This is a genomic window from Acinetobacter sp. YH12136 (assembly GCF_013418545.1).
Lineage (GTDB): Bacteria > Pseudomonadota > Gammaproteobacteria > Pseudomonadales > Moraxellaceae > Acinetobacter > Acinetobacter towneri.
Genome location: NZ_VPBV01000007.1, coordinates 91,530 through 108,729 on the forward strand (window position 1 = coordinate 91,530; position 17,200 = coordinate 108,729).

The following is a 17,200-nucleotide window of genomic DNA, read 5'->3' on the forward strand; positions in this document are numbered from 1 at the left end:
CAACTTTAACAATTAAAAAATTTTATTTTTAGGATAATTTTTTATGGCTCAGCATCAAGTTGATCAACTGAAAACAGGAATTTGGTCAGTAAAAGAATTACTCTTAATTTTAGATCAACTCAGAATTCCTGATTATCAGCGTCCTTACAAATGGACAGAAAAAAATTTAAATGCCCTCGTCAATGATATACAGGAACATAAAGATAAATCTGCATATCGATTGGGTACTATCGTATTACACCGTGATAAAAATAATACGAGCCTTAAAAATATAAATATTGTGGATGGACAACAACGAACTTTAACTTTAATACTCCTTGTTTGGGCGGTTATTCAGAAGCAAGAATTAGATTTAGAACGAGAGGATCTGAAAACAGTTTTGAATGAAATATCGAATCAAATTAATGTCTTTATGGATGTGCAAAAATTTAATAGTGATATTAGCCATTACAATATTTATCAGAACTTTAATGCCGCTAAACGGATCGTTGCAGTAAACTTTTCCGAACAAGATATTGATTTTTTACTCAATAATTGTCAGGTTGCGGTTTTTATTTTAGATGATATTTCAGAGGCATTTCAGTTTTTTGATTCACAAAATGCACGTGGTCGTGATTTAGAACCGCATGATCTTTTAAAAGCTTATCATCTACGAGAATTTTCTGAACAGGAGCAACATTTAGAAGCGCAAACTGTTGCGCATTGGGAAAGTTTAGACTCGGCTCATTTGGCAAAGTTATTTTCGAACTATCTATTCCGTATTCGTCTTTGGTCAAGAGGAAAGTCCGCAAGATTTTTCAATAAAGATCATGTGCATCTTTTTAAAGGTATTCATCTTGGGCAATCAGACCATCATCCATATTTAGAACCATTACGCATAGCGCATTATTTTATTGATGACTATAACGCACAATATCAACGGCAAATAGATCGACAAGAAATGAGTTTCCCATTTCAGCTTGATCAAATGATCATAAATGGTCGTCGATTTTTTGAAATGGTTGAGCACTATGAAAAACAGATCAGTAAAGTGGTGGATCATCAAGATCAGTCTGAGAAGATCTCTATGTTTGGTGCAATATTACAAGATAGAGCAAATAGAATTATCAAAAGTTTGAATAAATTTCATGGTGCAAGCCATCGGTCAGGTGATGGCTATGTGCGAACCTTGTTTGATTCTGCATTGATTTTTTACATCGATAAATTTGCTACAGATCGGTTATCTGAGGCGATTGAAAAGATTTTTATTTGGGCATATCACAGTCGTATTAGTCAATATTCGGTGCAATTAGCAACGATAGATAATTATGTCATAAAAAATAATATATTCAGTTTACTGAAATATGCTCAATCACCCAGTGAGTTAATAGGATGGTCTCTCCCGATAGTTGATAAACAGGAAGGCACTAAAGTTGAGCCTTTGATCGAATTATTTAAAGAATTAAATTATATCAAACAGGAAAATCATAATGACAAATGAGTCAATCCAAGCTCTTAATGTTCAAGCCTTGTTCGAGAATAAACAAACTTATATTATCCCGATGTATCAGCGTAATTATGCTTGGGGTGAGAAAGAAATTGATCAGTTAATTTTGGATATTCAAGATTATCAAAAGCAAACTGATCAATTAAATCAAGGACAGACTCAAGAAAATAAAAAATACTATATTGGAACTTTGGTTGTTTTTGAGCGTAGCAATAGCACTTATGAAATTATCGATGGTCAGCAACGATTTACCACTTTAACCTTGTTAGCGATTTGCCTGAAACGATTATCCAAAGAAGAAAAAATTGTTCTTGATATGTCTTGGTTTAATCAATTCAATCTTGATTTTCATAGTCGTCCAAAGTCTTCTTTAACCTTTCAGGCTTTACTCAGAGGCGATCATCTACAACATTTAAAATCATCCGAATATAACGCGGATTTAGTTCAGGGGTTTGAGTTGCTACAACGTGCAATTCAAAAAATCATCAAACAGGGTGACTTGAGTGTTTTTTGCAAATATTTATTTGAAAATGTAGTCATCACACAAGTTTTAGTTCCGAAAGATACTGATCTCAATCATTATTTTGAGGTTATGAATAACCGTGGTGAACAATTAGAAAAGCATGAAATTTTAAAAGCGCAATTGATGAGCGTATTGAATCAAATCAAAGATGAAGCAGATAAAACATCAAGCATGACACTATTTACGAGTATTTGGAACGCGACTGCCAATATGGAGCGTTACGTTCAATATGGTTTTTCCACAACACAGCGTGATGTGATTTTTGGAAAGGATTGGGGTGATTTTGTTCCTGAAAATGCTTCTAGCTTGCTCGAAATTTTTAGCAAAAATGTAGAATCACAAGAACAAACAAATTCGGAAAACAATTTTCAATCTATTTCTGAAATGTTACAAAAAGTGCCTGAGCGTATTAGAAATAAAGATACAAAAGAAGAAAAGCCTGAACGATTCAACAGTATTATCAATTTTCCGAATTTCTTATTACAGGTTTTACAAATTTGGCTAAGTCAAACGATGCGTAATGAAAAAGTGGCATTGGATGATAAGCAACTGATTGATCAATTTGAAAAACATATTCTTTTAAAAGGGCAGGGAAACCCAGAGCATGAAAGGGTTATTGAGAATGTAAAAGGTTTTATGTTTACCTTGCTGAAGTGCAAATTTATATTTGATCAATACATTGTTAAACGGGATTATTCTACGGATCATGATGATTGGAGCATAAAAAAACTTAAACGATATGAAAATAGTGGTTCTTATGTGAATACATTGGATGGAGACAGTTCTGAAATTAATCAAAAAATTCTATTATTGATGACAGCATTTCATGTATCCACGCCTACTTTGTCTTATAAATACTGGTTAAATGGCGCACTGTATTGGCTTTATCAAAATAAAGATAAATCTGTGTCTGACTATTTTAATGCATTCCAACATTTAGCGAGAAAGTTTATTTTTCAGCGGTATCTAAATGAAAAACAGATTGATTATTTTGATTTGATTTATGGCAATCAGAAAATTGATGATTTTAAAATTGATCAATCCAAACTAAGCTTTGGAAATATTGAAAATAATTTTGTCTTTAACTATTTGGATTTCTTAATTTATTGTAATGCAGAAAAACGTAATTTAGATGATCGATATGATGTAATCAAAAAATTTAAATTTACGCAACGGAGTTCGGTTGAGCATTTTTATGCACAACAGATAGAGGGAGAGCGTGATGAATCAGATCATGAAAATTTACATCGCTTTGGGAACTTGTGTCTCATTAGTTCAAGTAAAAATTCAAGCATAGGGAATCGCTTGCCAAGTGCTAAACGTGATTATTTTATGCCTGAGATAAGGAAGGGTAAAATTGATACCCTTAAATTGTATTTGATGATTCAAACGCTTGAAGAAGAAAAAGTTTGGAAAAAAGAACAAATCCTAGATCACGAGAAAAAGATGCTTGATTTGTTTGAGTCAGATTACAAAGACTTTTGTGAAATGTGTGCTGGTGAATCTATTCAATAATTTGAATTGTGGATAAATCAAGACATATCTGCAATCAGTAAAATTCTATTCAAATCTGCTACAATTACGCCAATTTTGAATTCCCACTTTTTCAGTTTTAGTACATATTTAGAAATGTGTACATAACTGTGTACATATTGTAGATTTTTCTCATGTTTAAAGATCAATTAGCTAGAGAAGTAAAGGCTCGTAGAACCTTTGCTATTATTTCCCACCCCGATGCTGGTAAAACCACCATGACAGAAAAACTGCTGTTATGGGGACAAGCCATTCAAGTTGCAGGGATGGTAAAAAGCCGTAAGTCAGATCGTGGCGCAACATCTGACTGGATGGAAATGGAAAAAGAACGTGGTATTTCCATTACAACTTCGGTGATGCAATTCCCGTATAAAGACAAAATGATTAACCTGCTCGATACCCCAGGGCACGAAGATTTCTCTGAAGATACTTACCGCACTCTAACTGCGGTGGACTCTGCACTGATGGTGATTGATGGTGCGAAAGGTGTCGAAGACCGTACCATTAAATTAATGGATGTGTGTCGTATGCGTGACACACCCATCATTTCATTCGTCAACAAAATGGACCGCGAAATTCGTGAACCATTAGAGTTGTTGGATGAAATTGAAAATGTCCTCAAAATTAAGTGTGTGCCAATCACTTGGCCAATGGGTACAGGGCGTGATTTCGCAGGGGTGTTTAACCTCATCGAAGAAAAGTTTTATGTGTACAAATCAGGTTTTGGTTCAACCATTCCTGAAATTGAAGTACGTGATGGCTATAACCATGCAGACCTACGTGAAAAAGTAGGTGAATTGGCATGGGCGGCATTTGAAGAATCACTTGAATTGGTACAAATGGCGAATGAGCCTTTAGACCGTGAAGAGTTTTTAGCGGGTCGTCAAACACCAGTGCTATTTGGTACTGCTTTGGGTAACTTCGGTGTAGATCATGTATTGAATGCATTCAGTGAATATGCGCCGCCGCCAAAAGCACATCCAACGCAAGACCGTATTGTAGAAGCCAATGAAGAAGGCTTTAGTGGTTTTGTTTTTAAAATTCAGGCCAATATGGATCCGAAGCACCGTGACCGTATTGCTTTCATGCGAATCTGTTCAGGCAAGTATGAAAAAGGCTTAAAAATGAAGCATGTGCGTATTGATAAAGATGTACGTATCAGCGATGCCTTGACCTTCTTGGCAGGTGACCGTCAGCACCTCGAAGAAGCTTGGCCGGGCGACATTATTGGTCTACATAACCACGGGACGATTCAAATTGGCGATACCTTCACTTCGGGTGAAAAGTTGCAATTTACAGGGATTCCGCACTTCGCACCTGAAATGTTCCGTCGTGTACGCTTGAAAGACCCATTGAAGTCCAAACAGCTGCAAAAAGGCCTTAAAGAGCTTTCAGAAGAAGGTGCAACGCAAGTCTTTATGCCACAAAACAGCAATGATTTAATCGTAGGTGCTGTTGGTGTGCTACAGTTTGAAGTCGTCGCCTATCGCCTGAAAGAAGAATACAAAGTCGATTGTATTTACGAGCCTGTCAGCATCAACACGGTACGCTGGGTGTCTTGTGCCGATGAGAAAAAGTTTAACGAATTTAAGAAAAAAGCCCACGATCAGTTGTCTGTCGATGGTGGTGGTCACTTAACTTATCTCGCGCCAAGCCGTGTGAATTTACAGTTAATGCAAGAGCGTTACCCTGACATTGAGTTTAGAAACACGCGCGAGCACTAAGCCGTTGCTAATGTTTGATCTGGCAGGTGCGATCAGCGTAGCGTAGATGAATGTTCAGCGTTGCTAAAAGTTTCAAAATTAAAACAGCTTCTTTAGGAAGCTGTTTTATTATGGGGCGGTAAAAGATTAAAGATTATTTTTGATAAGTGAATTGGGGAAATCATGCAGCAAAAATCGGTTTATCTGGGTGCAATTTTGAGCGGGATGGTTTTGCTTAGCGCCTGTGACTCATCTAAACAAGATCAAAACTCAGATGAGCAAACGTCTATTTTTCAGAAAGATCAAGCGGATGTTTTACCGTATTTGAATATCAAGCAACAGGCAGCAGAAATTGCCTTGCCATTTTGTGAAAATAAAAACTGCATTGAATTAGAGGTACAAACTTTAAATACCCAAGATACATGGCTCAACAGTTGGATTGCAAAAAATCAGGCCATGGTGATTCAAGATCAAATTGGCTTAAAACAAAACATGAGTTTGCAGCAAGCCGTAGATGCCTATGTGAAAAAATCCGATGCTTGGCAGGCACAATTAGATCAAAATAAAGCTTATGAATTGGCGATGTACACCCGTATGGCATATCAACGCAATCAATATGTTTTGTTGCAAGTCGGGGTAGATAGCAAACAGGAAGGCACGCAGGTCAAAGAACGCTATTATTTCTTTGTGGCAGATCGGAAGCAGCAAAAAGCCTTGTCTGTTTTAGATGTGATTGATGCCAAACAACAAACCCGTATGAATACTTTTGTACAGCAGGCCTATCAGGATTGGCTCAAAACACAAAGCAGTGACGTGCAAAAAGCAGCACCTGCCAAATTATACTGGGGGCAGGCAGATTGGTTTTTTGATGATCAGGGCTTAGGATTGCATTATCGCACCCATGAAATTGTCAAAGATGGCACGCAGTTAGATATTTACCTAAGCAAAGCACAAACACAACAAGTTTTAAAAGCAGACATCTATCCATCTATGTTTTAGTAGGTGAGTACGGTGACAAGCAAAAATAGATGAAATCAAGGTTGGATCCATGTTGAAAAATAAAAGTATTTTGGCGATCAGTATTTTAATTACAACGCTAGGGATTACTGCATGTCAGCCAAAGAAAACCGAACCAGAAACAGTCGAGCCAGAGCAGACGCAGGCGGAACAACAAAGCTTAAAACTGGTCGGGGATACTGAAAAACTGAATTTGTCGTTGCCTAAATGTGAAGGGAATAACTGCCCTGAAATTTCAATTGAGCGTTTGAATAGTAATCAGGCCTTTATCGACCATTTTATTGATCAGAAAATTATTCAAGAATTGGCACAAATTTTAGAAATTGCACCACAGCAGGCGGCTTCTGAGGCTATAGCAGTTGAGAATGCAGCCAGTGAAAATACAGCAGCCAGTGCTGCAGATGCACCTGCCAGCAACCCCACTGCAGCAGCCATTGCACAAGTGGAAACTTTGGCGCAAAAATTAGAAAAACAAACTGTGCCTTATGTGCAAAGCTTTTTGGCACTTGATCAGGAGCTGAAAGCTTTAAGCTCAAATCATAAAATCAGTTTGATGATTAAGCCTAAAATTTTGAATGCAGATCAACCATTGGCAACCGTGGTATTAAATAGCAGCAGTTATTTGGGCGGAGCGCATGGTGCATCGGCACAGCAATACTATAATTTTGATTTAGAGCAGAAAAAATTAGTGTTGTTAAATGACATTCTGTTAGAGAAGCAGCGTCCCCAATTGGAGCGTAAAGCCTACGAAGCGTTTAAACAATGGGTCATCGCATCTGAACTTTCCACCAATGTGCAAGAATATGAACAAGCGTGGAAATTTAAGCTGTCGGAAAATTACTATTTAGGTCAACAGGGTTTAATTCTGCAATACGCAGAATATGAAATAGGCCCTTATGTCGTTGGTTTACCGCGTTTAACCATTCCGTATGCAGAACTGCAGGGGATTTTAAAAGCTGCGTATTTGCCTGTAACAGAAGCAGCCTCTGAAGCAACCGCAAAATCTGCCGAAGCCAGTGCAGTAAACACAACCAAAGCGAAATCTTAATATGAGCATTGCGCTGTTTGATACGCATACCCATTTTGATGTACCTGATTTTGACTCAGATCGGGAGCAATTGGCGTATGCGGCCAAGGCAGCAGGCGTAGAACATTTGGTACTGATTGGCTTTGTACAATCACGTTTTCAAGATTTAATCTCTACACAACAGTTTTTAAACCAACTTGAGCATGTGCCACAAAGTCATCTTGCACCAGGCTTGCATCCTTTTTATATCGAACAACATCAAGACCAACATTTACAAGATTTAGAACATTTTTTGCAACAACAGCATTGTGTCGCGGTGGGTGAAATTGGCTTAGACACTTTTTTGGTTGAACATAAACAGCCTGAAGCGTTTCAAAAGCAGCAAGATTTTTTTGCCGCGCAATTGGAAATCGCACGCCATCGACAAAAACCTGTACTGCTACATATTCGTAAGGCCCATGCCGAAACCTTAAAAATACTCAAACAACAACAATTTCAGTTTGGTGGCATTGCACATGCTTTTAGCGGTGGGGTAGAAGAAGCCAAAGCACTGATCAAATTGGGCTTTAAAATTGGTGTGACAGGGCAGATTACCAATCCCAATGCAAAAAAACTGCGCCGTGTTGTGCAGGAAATTGGTGCTGAACATTTGGTTTTGGAAACCGACTGCCCCGATATGACGCCTTTATGTTGTCAGACAGATACTCAATCACGAACCCGAAATACCCCTGCGAACCTGATTTATGTGCTTGAAGGTTTAGCGGATTGTTTAGATATTGCACCGCAAACTTTAGCCGCACAGCTTTGGCAGAATAGTGTTCAAGTATTAGACCTGCCTAAACTTTAGATGAAACAACACGAAGTCTGCGAAACGCAGTAAAATGCCCACACTTTGAAATTAAATTTGATTGCAGCATGACAGATCTTCTTCAAGATGATGAATATGAACGCCGTTTTGCAGGTGTGGCCAAAATTTATGGCGACAGTGCTTTTCAGCATTATGCCCAAAGTCATGTCATGGTGATTGGAATTGGCGGTGTCGGCTCTTGGGCAGTTGAGGCGTTGGCACGTACAGGTATCGGCGAGCTGACATTGGTGGATATGGATGTGGTCGCAGCATCTAACATTAACCGTCAATTGCCTGCCATGAGCTCAACCTTGGGGCATGAAAAAATTAATGTCATGGCAGAGCGTTGTCGCGCCATTAATCCACGTATCAAAATTAATTTGGTCGATGATTACCTCAGTCCAGATAACGTCAAAGCGTTATTGGCGACTGCACCTGATTTGATTTTAGATTGCATTGATGACGTAAAAGCTAAACTAGCGTTGATGCTGCATTGTCGTTTTAACAAGATTCCACTGATTGTTTCGGGTGGTGCAGGTGGCAAACTTGATCCGTTGAAAATTCGAGTGGCAGATTTATCTAAAACCGAACAAGACCCAATGTTGGCCAAATTGCGCGCCCAATTACGCAGCAAAGGTATTTGTAAAAAGCCAAAAGAAAAGTTTGGGATTACCTGTGTGTATTCCATCGACAATCCATTTTCTAGTGCCGATGTATGCCCAAGCGCAGGCTTGCGCTGTGGCGGCTATGGTTCGGCGGTGGTGGTCACGTCCAGTTTTGCGATGGTAGCTGTGGCAGAAGTGTTGAAAAAGTTAGATGCCTTACAGGCTAAAAATACATAAATCAAAGCCATGCGAGGCATGGCTTATAAAAAAGTTCTTTGATTTTGCACATCGCCAATGACTTTATTCAGTAGGTCGTTGTAGCTGCTGCTCTTTTAAATAGTCTTCCGTACGCTGCATTGCTGCTTGAATATTGACCAATGCTTGCTCTACATCTGCAAATGTTTTGGCATTGCCGCCACTTAGTGCCTGACGCCATTTACGTGCACCTGGCAGGTTTTGGAATAAACCTAAAATATGGCGGGTAATGACAGAAAGTGGTGCACCTTGTTGTAGACGTTGTTCAATATACGGCAACATGCGCTGCATAATTTCAAAACGGTCAGGTAATTCTAGCCCCCATAATTGCCCAAGCTCTGCCAGTAAATAAGGGTTGTGATAGGCTTCACGACCAATCATCACCCCATCGACATGCTTGAGGTGTTGTTGGGTTTCGGCAAACGTTTTAATTCCACCATTAATTTCAATTAACAATTCGGGGCGGTCTTGTTTTAGGCGATACACATCCTCATAACGCAGAGGCGGAACTTCGCGGTTTTCTTTAGGCGATAAACCTTGTAATAAGGCAATTCGGGCATGCACGATAAAGTTATTGCAACCTGTTTGAGCCACAGTATCCACAAAATGCAGCATCTCTGCATAAGAGTGCATGTCATCAATCCCGATGCGATGTTTTACGGTCACAGGAATATCAACCGATTGACGCATGGCGGCAATACACTCTGCAACCAAGTCTGGTTCTGCCATTAAACACGCACCAATTTTATTGTTTTGTACTCGATCACTTGGGCAGCCAACATTCAGGTTGATTTCATCATAACCCCAGTCTTGTGCCATTTTACTGCAGGTCGCAAGGTCTTTCGGATTTGAACCGCCCAACTGCAAGACAATAGGATGTTCTTCTTTGCTGTAATCTAAATGGCGCTTGGCATCACCAAATAAAATTGCGCCAGTGGTTACCATTTCAGTATACAGAATGATATTGGGGTTAAATAAACGTGCAAAAAAACGGTAATCGCGGGTAGTCCAATCCATCATCGGGGCAACCGAAATGCGAGGTTGTAAAGTTTGGATGGCACGTGTCATAACCCACCTGAATTGAAAAACAAAAGCACAAGACCGCGCATTATACGGGGTTTAAATGAAAATCGACAGTGTCCCCACCCCACATCCATTGGCATCAACTTTGCTTTGTTCGCTATGAACACAGCAGCGCAACCGTAGGTGCTAAAGCGGAACTGCTCAGTATTTGTATGCGTAGCCGTTTTTTAGTATGTTGAAAAGATAACGATAACGCAGCATAAGAGTGAGAATAAAATGTTGGTATTAGAAGAAATTTATCGAACTAAGAAAAATGAATTTTCAAAGGCATTTAATTTACGCATGCAGCGCAGTTTAAGTTGGTGGAAAAAAGCCATTGATTTTCATGATGATCTTGATATGCAATTTATGACAGCATGGGTAGCCTTGAGTGCCTTGTATGCGCAAAGTCAGACAGCAGAGCATACACAACAACAGACCTTGCAGCAATTTGTGCAGCGTATGTATCAAAAAGATGTCGATCAGCGCATGGCGAGAATTATTTGGGATAAATATCCACAAAGTTTAGAGGTGTTGCTGACCAACCCTTATTTGTATCAAAGTTTTTGGGATTGGCGTAATCAAAAAATGACTGAAGCTGAATGGCGTGCAGATTATGAAGCAGAGAAACAGCAGATTATGCAGGCATTGCACATCCATGATTCAGCTACAATTTTGGCATGTTTGTTTAAGCGCTTATTGACGTTACAGCAGCAACTTTTACAAGGTGGTGCAACTTATAACAGTGCAATCAACCGCAAACAACTCAGCCATGCCAATACTTTACTGTGTGCGTTGATGCCGTGTTTTATCCAAATTTTATTGGAAAATTTAGAAAATGTGGAGTTGAGTCAGCCATTTTATCCTGTGATGCAAATGTCTTAAGCGACTTGCTTGATTGTAATAGCAGCGTTTAAGGCATGGCGGTGTGTTGACGTTGATGTTGCCAGTCGAGCAGGGCAAAGCTCATTGCGGCGGCAACAAAACACAAACCAACTAGGCAACTCCATAACCATCCACCGTGTTGCCATGCATAGATTCCCAAGGCAGAACCACAAGCACCGCCAGTAAAATAACTGGTCATATAAATTGAGTTAATCCGCGATTTGGCATCGGGGTGTAAACGGAAAATCACGTTTTGGTTGCTGCTGTGTACGGTGGCAAGCCCAAGGTTAATTAAGCCAAAACCAAGAATATAACTCCATAAGCTGAATTGTCCGTTGTATAGAAAGACCCAGCTAATTGCTAATAAAGCTAAACCACCCCAAGTCAGTGCTGTAACATAGCCGCGATCTGCAATTTTTCCCACATGTTTAGTCGAAAGAGCACCGAATACTCCCACCATTGCCACAATGCCCACCATAAAGTCGGCTAAGCCAAAACTGGATTTGAGTAATACTGCAATGGTAGAAAACAACACACTCATCGCTGCAAAAGCAAACGCACCGAGCAAGGCACGATAGACCAAACGACGTTCTTCTAAAATGAGTTTGCCCATAGACTGAAACACAGCCAAATAACTGAGTTTGCTGGTTGAGACAAACGGCAAGCGCGCTTTGAGTACTGCAGCAATGCATAGCATCAGCACGCCACTAATCAGGTAAATCACTTTCCAATGGAATAAGTTGGACAGCAAACCTGCCAAACTGGTCGAAAGTAAAATACCGACCAATAAACCACTCATCAATAAACCGACCACTTCACCCATTTTTTCAGGTTTTACAGTCATGGTGGCAAAAGGAATTAAGACTTGTGCTGCCACAGAAAATAGCCCTGTGATAATCGTGCCAATCCATAACATGCTTAAATTGCTGGAAAAGGCACATAAAAATAAGCCAATCGAGGCCAAAAACATTAATAGGGGAATGAATTTGGTTTTATTGACAATATCGCCCATAGGCACAATGAACAATAAACCCAGTGCATAAGACACTTGTGCAAAAGTCACCGTCAATGCCACTTGGGATTGCGGAATTTGGAAAGATTGATGAATCGAGTAAATCAGCGGTTGGCAATAATAATTCGCACCCGCGCATAGACCACAGGCAATCGCCATCAACCAGAGCAGGGTTTTATCTTGGCTGATGTCGGGTGCAGTGTTCATAATTATCCTAAGGTCAATGGTAAAACGGGGTTGCAGTAGCTCAAAGATTGAATCCAATATTCAACTTCATTAGTGGCAGGATGTCGCCTTTAGCTTAATGAGAAAACTTGTTTTTGGACAAGGTGATCATCATCACGCCTACAATATTGAGCATGCAGCCGAACCATTGTATGCCATTTAGATGTTCACCTAAAAATGCTGTGGCCAATAGAATCGTCAAGATGGGGCCAATTGAAGCAATCATGGCCGATTGTGCCGCACCTAAACGGGCGATACTGTGCGCCATGAGTAAGGTGGGCAAGACTGTGACAAATATCCCTAAAGCTATGCCATAGCCCAGCACTTCTACAGGCAGTTGTTGCACCAGTCCCAGTGGATTCGGTGTGACCAAACTGTAATGCGTAAGCGTACCGATGCAGGCAGTACTTAAAGCCAGACCTGTAAAATTCCATGAACCAAAATGCTGAATCAGGCTTTTGGTCAGCAATAAATAGCCTGCAAAACACACTGCACTGGCGAACACCAAACTACTGCCTAACCAAAAATACGTGTCATGTGGGGTATTGCTCTGTTCCTGTAACATCACAATCACTGTTCCGCCATAACTCAGGGCAATTGCAAACAGACTCAACCAGCTAAGTTTCTGCCGATACATCACACTCGAAGCCAAGACGGTGAGTGTTGGGTATAAAAACAGAATAATGCGTTCTAATGAGGCACTAATGAACATCAGCCCTAAAAAATCCAACCAACTGGAAAAATAATAGCCCATCAAACCTGCAAAGATCAGCAGCAGCCAATTGCGTGTAGAGATGTTGCGGCTGTGGTAGCGATTGAGCCAACAAATCAGTAGGAAGAAAGGCAGGACACTTGCCATGCGCAAAGCCATGAGTACGGTTGCATCGACCAACGGTGAAAGTGCATAAGCTTGTTTAATAAAAATGGCTTTGGTACTAAATAAAAAGGCTGCAAATAAGGCAAAGATGGAGCCCCATTGTGTGGCGTTAAGTCTGATCATGAAAAATGCTGTCGAGCAAGGTGGATGCAAGAGAAGTGACACATGCCGCGCACACAAATGCAAGTTGCATGATAGATAAAGGCAGATGCGACTGCATGGATCAAGCTGTGTGTGCTGTATTTGAGCAAGCATAGCCGATTTTATGCAGATGGTCTGCTTGAGATGGCATAAATTTTGTGAAAAGTAGAGTAAATGGGATTTGCACGATAATGGTGCAAATTAGTTGAAAATATTGCAAAACAGAGAAAATCCATCATCAGACAAAATGACGCACAAAAAAAATGAAAAAAATAGCAGCACTTAACTTAGACCTGAGTTGAATAAATTCAAGCTTCTTTTAAAAGTTTTACTGTTTCAAATATTCGGTTTTACTCATAAGGCAAAGGTAGGTTTTTCTAAGGTTTTCAGATGCGCAAAACACTTCTAAATTGAACCATGTTGTGCGGTGTAAAAATTGTCAAAAAAGTCAATTTGGTGTTTAAGTTTTTGCTTTTAGCGCTTAAATGTATAGATATGCAATCTTTTAGCGCTAAGTCGGATTTTCCCAATTAAGTGAAATGCGTGTCAGAATGATCAATGCTTAATTCATTTAAATGTGGTCAACTGCAAGCTCAAAGCATCGCTTTTTTTCTTTTAGACACTTCAAATCGAAGTTTTGCTGAATAATTAGACTTATATTCAATAAGCAAAACTTATCAATTATATCTCGCAACAATATTTTTATGAATCATCAGTTCAAAATATGGGTATTTATTAAATAAATATTGGGTGGTAATTTAAAAATGTTGCATTAGAATCCAAAAATTCAACAAAACTTATCCTGAGGGGAAAGCATCGTTATCCACGATGTTGACTTAAGAAAAACTAGCTTGAGGAACGCTCATGCAGATCGGAATTCCAACCGAAACTGTTGTCGGTGAAAATCGTGTCGCTGCGACGCCAGAAACAGTAAAGAAGTTGATTAGCGCGGGTCATAGCGTAGTCATTGAACGTGGTGCAGGCGTAAAAGCCGCTTATATCGACAGCGCTTATGAACAAGTAGGCGCGACCATGACAGATGATGCTTATCGCGGTAGCCAAATGATTTTGAAAGTTCGTGCCCCAAAGGGTGAAGAAATTCAAAAACTTGCACCGAACAGCACTGTGGTGGCGATGTTTGATCCTTACCGCAATACTGAATTAGACCAATTTGCTGCGGCTCAGGTGTCTGCATTTGCTTTAGAGCTTTTGCCACGTACCTTGTCGCGTGCGCAAAATATGGACGTGTTGTCATCACAAGCCAACTTGGCAGGTTATAAATCTGTGTTGTTGGCTGCAGCAGAATATCAACGCATGTTCCCAATGTTAATGACGGCAGCGGGTACTGTAAAACCTGCGCGTGTTGTGATCATGGGTGTGGGTGTTGCTGGTTTGCAAGCCATTGCAACAGCGAAGCGTTTAGGTGCTGTAGTCGAAGCAACTGACTTGCGTCCAACGGCAAAAGATCAGGTGGAATCTTTGGGTGGTAAGTGGTTAGACGTACCAATGTCTGAAGAAGAACAACAAAAAGCTGCCGATGCTGCCAAAAATGGTTATGGCTGGATGCCTGGTGAACAATACATTAAAGACCAAGCAGTGATTGTCGATAAAGCCGTTTCTAATGCGGATATCGTGATTACCACTGCGTTATTGCCGGGTCGTGATGCACCGCGTTTAATCAAAGCGGAAACTGTGGCAAAAATGAAGCCGGGTTCTGTGATTTTAGATATGGCAGTCGAAACGGGCGGTAACGTCGAAGGTTCACAATGCGGTGAAACTGTAGTGACTGCCAATGGTGTGAAAATTTTGGGTATTCCAAACATTCCATCGACTGTATCGACAGAAGCATCTGCACTATATGCGCGTAATGTGTTGAATTTTGTTGAAACATTATTTGATAACGACAAGAACTTCGCATTGAATCCTGAAGAAGAAATTCAGAAAGCGTTGCTGGTCACTCATAACGGTCAAGTGCTGTTAAAGCGTGGTTAAGGAGAATTCTCATGGTTGAAACAATTACGATTTTTGTCCTTGCCATCTTCGTAGGTTACTACGTGGTGTGGGGGGTAACACCTGCGTTACATACGCCATTAATGGCAGTAACCAATGCACTTTCTTCAATCATTATTGTCGGTGCGATGATTCAAACTGTTGGTCTACCAATCATGGGTGTAGAAGGCAGTGTCGATTTCCAAACCATTAATGTGGTGAGTGTACTGGGTGCGATTGCTGTGTTCTTGGCAAGCATCAATATTTTCGGTGGTTTTGCAGTGACTGCACGTATGCTGGAAATGTTCAAACCAAAAGCAAAGAAAAAAGAGGGCTAATGCATGGAATTTATTCGTGAATATGCAGACTGGTTCTATTTAATCGGGGCTGTGCTCTTTATCTTAACTTTACGTGGTTTGTCTGGGCCTAAAACTGCGATTGCGGGCAACCGTTACGGCATGATCGCAATGGCGATTGCAGTCTTGACTACATTCTTTGTGGCAGACAATCCAGTTGTGTGGATGATTCTGGCAGCTATGGCAGCAGGTGCGGTGGTGGGTATTGCCCGCGCACGTACGGTGCCAATGACTCAAATGCCTGAAACTGTAGCGTTAATGCACTCTTTAGTCGGTTTGGCTGCAGTTTTAATTGCGATTGCTGCGATTATTCATAACAACAAGTTAATCGAACTTGGTCCAGACTTGTTGGCTGCAAATGGCATTACTTTCCATGAAATGAGCAAAGTTCATTTATTTGAATTGTTTGTGGGCTGTTTCGTGGGGGCGATTACCTTTACTGCATCTGTTTTTGCATACGGTAAATTGGCGGCGAAGAAATGGGCAAAAACTATTTCGGGTGCATGGGTAAAACCTGTTCAGGCGTTAATTTTCCTTGCCATGCTCGGTTTTGGGATTCACTTCTTCCTGAGCGGCAACATGACTTCATTCTGGGCAATGACAGGTTTAGCATTGGCATTCGGGTGGGTATGGATTGCACCAGTGGGTGGTGGTGACATGCCAGTTGTGGTGTCATTGTTGAACTCGTTCTCAGGTTGGGCGGCAGCAGGTATTGGTTTCACACTTGAAAACAACATGCTGATTGTTGCAGGCTCATTGGTCGGTTCTTCAGGTGCGATTCTCTCTTACATCATGTGTAAAGCCATGAACCGTTCAATCATCAACGTATTGTTTGGTGGTGCGATGGGCGGTGCAGCAGCACCAACGGCAGCAGCGGGTGCGCAAGTGCAACGTAACTACCGTTCAGGTTCTGCTGATGATGCTGGCTTCTTGATGTCAAATGCAGACAGCGTAGTAATTGTACCGGGCTATGGTATGGCGCAAGGTCGTGCACAGAATGCAGTCAAAGAATTGGCCAACTTGTTAAAAGAGCAAGGTGTAACTGTGCGTTTTGCGATTCACCCAGTGGCAGGTCGTATGCCGGGTCACATGAACGTATTGCTTGCAGAAGCTGACGTACCGTATGAAGACATCTTAGAAATGGACGAAATCAACTCAGATTTCCCTGCAACAGATGTGGTGTTGGTGATTGGTGCAAATGACGTAGTTAACCCTGCGGCAAAAGACGATCCAAACTCGCCAATTTACGGCATGCCAATTCTTGAAGCGCATAAAGCACGTACCATTATGGTCATCAAGCGCTCAATGGCAACAGGTTATGCGGGTCTAGACAACGACTTGTTCTATAACGACAAGACCATGATGATTTTTGGTGATGCCAAGAAAGTTGTGGAAGATATGACTAAATCAATCAACGGTACAGGTCACTAAGACACTGTTCCTAGAGATGAAACCGCCTTCGGGCGGTTTTTTATCAAATGGAGCGTAAAACTCAGTCCTTCAGGTCAGAGATATAAGCGACACGACATGAAGTGTCGTTTGATTTAACTAAGGACTATTTTCCTTGAGTTTTGATTGTTAATATAAGTACATGAAAACCCTTAAATTACGTATAAAAGACAAACATTGCAAGGTGTTAGACCAACTAGCATCAGAA

Annotated in this window: 14 protein-coding genes; 11 read left to right on the forward strand and 3 right to left on the reverse strand. The window is 40.6% G+C overall.

The window, feature by feature from the left end:
• Positions 1–43: 43 nt before the first annotated feature.
• From FTU71_RS05120 to FTU71_RS05150, 7 genes are all read left to right on the forward strand, one after another.
• Positions 44–1,480 carry a DUF262 domain-containing protein gene (locus tag FTU71_RS05120; RefSeq protein WP_178318768.1) on the forward strand — a complete coding sequence of 479 codons (1,437 nt, stop codon included), beginning with the start codon at positions 44–46 and terminating at the stop codon, positions 1,478–1,480.
• On the forward strand, positions 1,470–3,524 hold the full coding sequence (locus FTU71_RS05125; protein ID WP_180037422.1) for a DUF262 domain-containing protein: 2,055 nt from the start codon (positions 1,470–1,472) through the stop codon (positions 3,522–3,524). The genes FTU71_RS05120 and FTU71_RS05125 overlap by 11 nt, the downstream gene beginning before the upstream one ends.
• Positions 3,525–3,676: 152 nt before the next feature.
• A complete protein-coding gene (locus FTU71_RS05130; RefSeq protein WP_167846306.1) occupies positions 3,677–5,266 on the forward strand; it encodes a peptide chain release factor 3 in 1,590 nt (529 codons plus the stop codon).
• Between the two features lie 162 nt (positions 5,267–5,428).
• Complete coding sequence (locus FTU71_RS05135) at positions 5,429–6,244, forward strand: hypothetical protein (RefSeq protein WP_096901395.1); 816 nt, start codon at positions 5,429–5,431, stop codon at positions 6,242–6,244.
• 49 nt (positions 6,245–6,293) lie between these two features.
• A complete protein-coding gene (locus FTU71_RS05140) occupies positions 6,294–7,310 on the forward strand; it encodes an RsiV family protein (protein ID WP_179993970.1) in 1,017 nt (338 codons plus the stop codon).
• Position 7,311: 1 nt separating this feature from the next.
• Positions 7,312–8,136 (forward strand): TatD family hydrolase, encoded by an 825-nt coding sequence (locus FTU71_RS05145; RefSeq protein ID WP_154320325.1) that lies wholly within the window; start codon positions 7,312–7,314, stop codon positions 8,134–8,136.
• A 68-nt stretch (positions 8,137–8,204) separates the two neighbouring features.
• The gene (locus tag FTU71_RS05150; RefSeq protein ID WP_004974901.1) at positions 8,205–8,978 is read left to right on the forward strand and encodes a ThiF family adenylyltransferase; all 774 of its coding nucleotides are present in this window, start codon (positions 8,205–8,207) and stop codon (positions 8,976–8,978) included.
• Between the two features lie 63 nt (positions 8,979–9,041).
• Here FTU71_RS05150 and dusA read toward each other — a convergent pair whose 3' ends face one another.
• Positions 9,042–10,064, reverse strand: a complete 1,023-nt coding sequence (dusA, locus tag FTU71_RS05155; protein ID WP_004974902.1) for a tRNA dihydrouridine(20/20a) synthase DusA — start codon at positions 10,062–10,064, stop codon at positions 9,042–9,044.
• Between the two features lie 231 nt (positions 10,065–10,295).
• Between dusA and FTU71_RS05160 the strand changes: the two genes are divergently transcribed.
• Positions 10,296–10,943: a hypothetical protein gene (locus FTU71_RS05160; RefSeq protein ID WP_180111576.1), complete on the forward strand. Its 648-nt coding sequence runs from the start codon at positions 10,296–10,298 to the stop codon at positions 10,941–10,943.
• 28 nt (positions 10,944–10,971) lie between these two features.
• On the opposite strand, the gene FTU71_RS05165 is transcribed toward FTU71_RS05160, so the two are convergent.
• Complete coding sequence (locus FTU71_RS05165; protein WP_179993972.1) at positions 10,972–12,162, reverse strand: MFS transporter; 1,191 nt, start codon at positions 12,160–12,162, stop codon at positions 10,972–10,974.
• A gap of 94 nt (positions 12,163–12,256) precedes the next feature.
• Positions 12,257–13,180, reverse strand: coding sequence for a DMT family transporter (locus FTU71_RS05170; protein ID WP_180111578.1), 924 nt, complete (start codon positions 13,178–13,180; stop codon positions 12,257–12,259).
• An 882-nt stretch (positions 13,181–14,062) separates the two neighbouring features.
• On the opposite strand from FTU71_RS05170, the gene FTU71_RS05175 reads away from it, so the two are divergent.
• Genes FTU71_RS05175 through FTU71_RS05185 form a run of 3 tightly spaced genes read left to right on the forward strand, consistent with a single transcriptional unit; the run spans position 14,063 to position 16,974 of the window.
• The gene (locus tag FTU71_RS05175) at positions 14,063–15,190 is read left to right on the forward strand and encodes a Re/Si-specific NAD(P)(+) transhydrogenase subunit alpha (protein ID WP_004974923.1); all 1,128 of its coding nucleotides are present in this window, start codon (positions 14,063–14,065) and stop codon (positions 15,188–15,190) included.
• 11 nt (positions 15,191–15,201) lie between these two features.
• Positions 15,202–15,525 carry a proton-translocating transhydrogenase family protein gene (locus FTU71_RS05180; protein ID WP_004974924.1) on the forward strand — a complete coding sequence of 108 codons (324 nt, stop codon included), beginning with the start codon at positions 15,202–15,204 and terminating at the stop codon, positions 15,523–15,525.
• A 3-nt stretch (positions 15,526–15,528) separates the two neighbouring features.
• Positions 15,529–16,974, forward strand: a complete 1,446-nt coding sequence (locus tag FTU71_RS05185; protein ID WP_004974925.1) for an NAD(P)(+) transhydrogenase (Re/Si-specific) subunit beta — start codon at positions 15,529–15,531, stop codon at positions 16,972–16,974.
• Positions 16,975–17,200 lie beyond the last annotated feature (226 nt).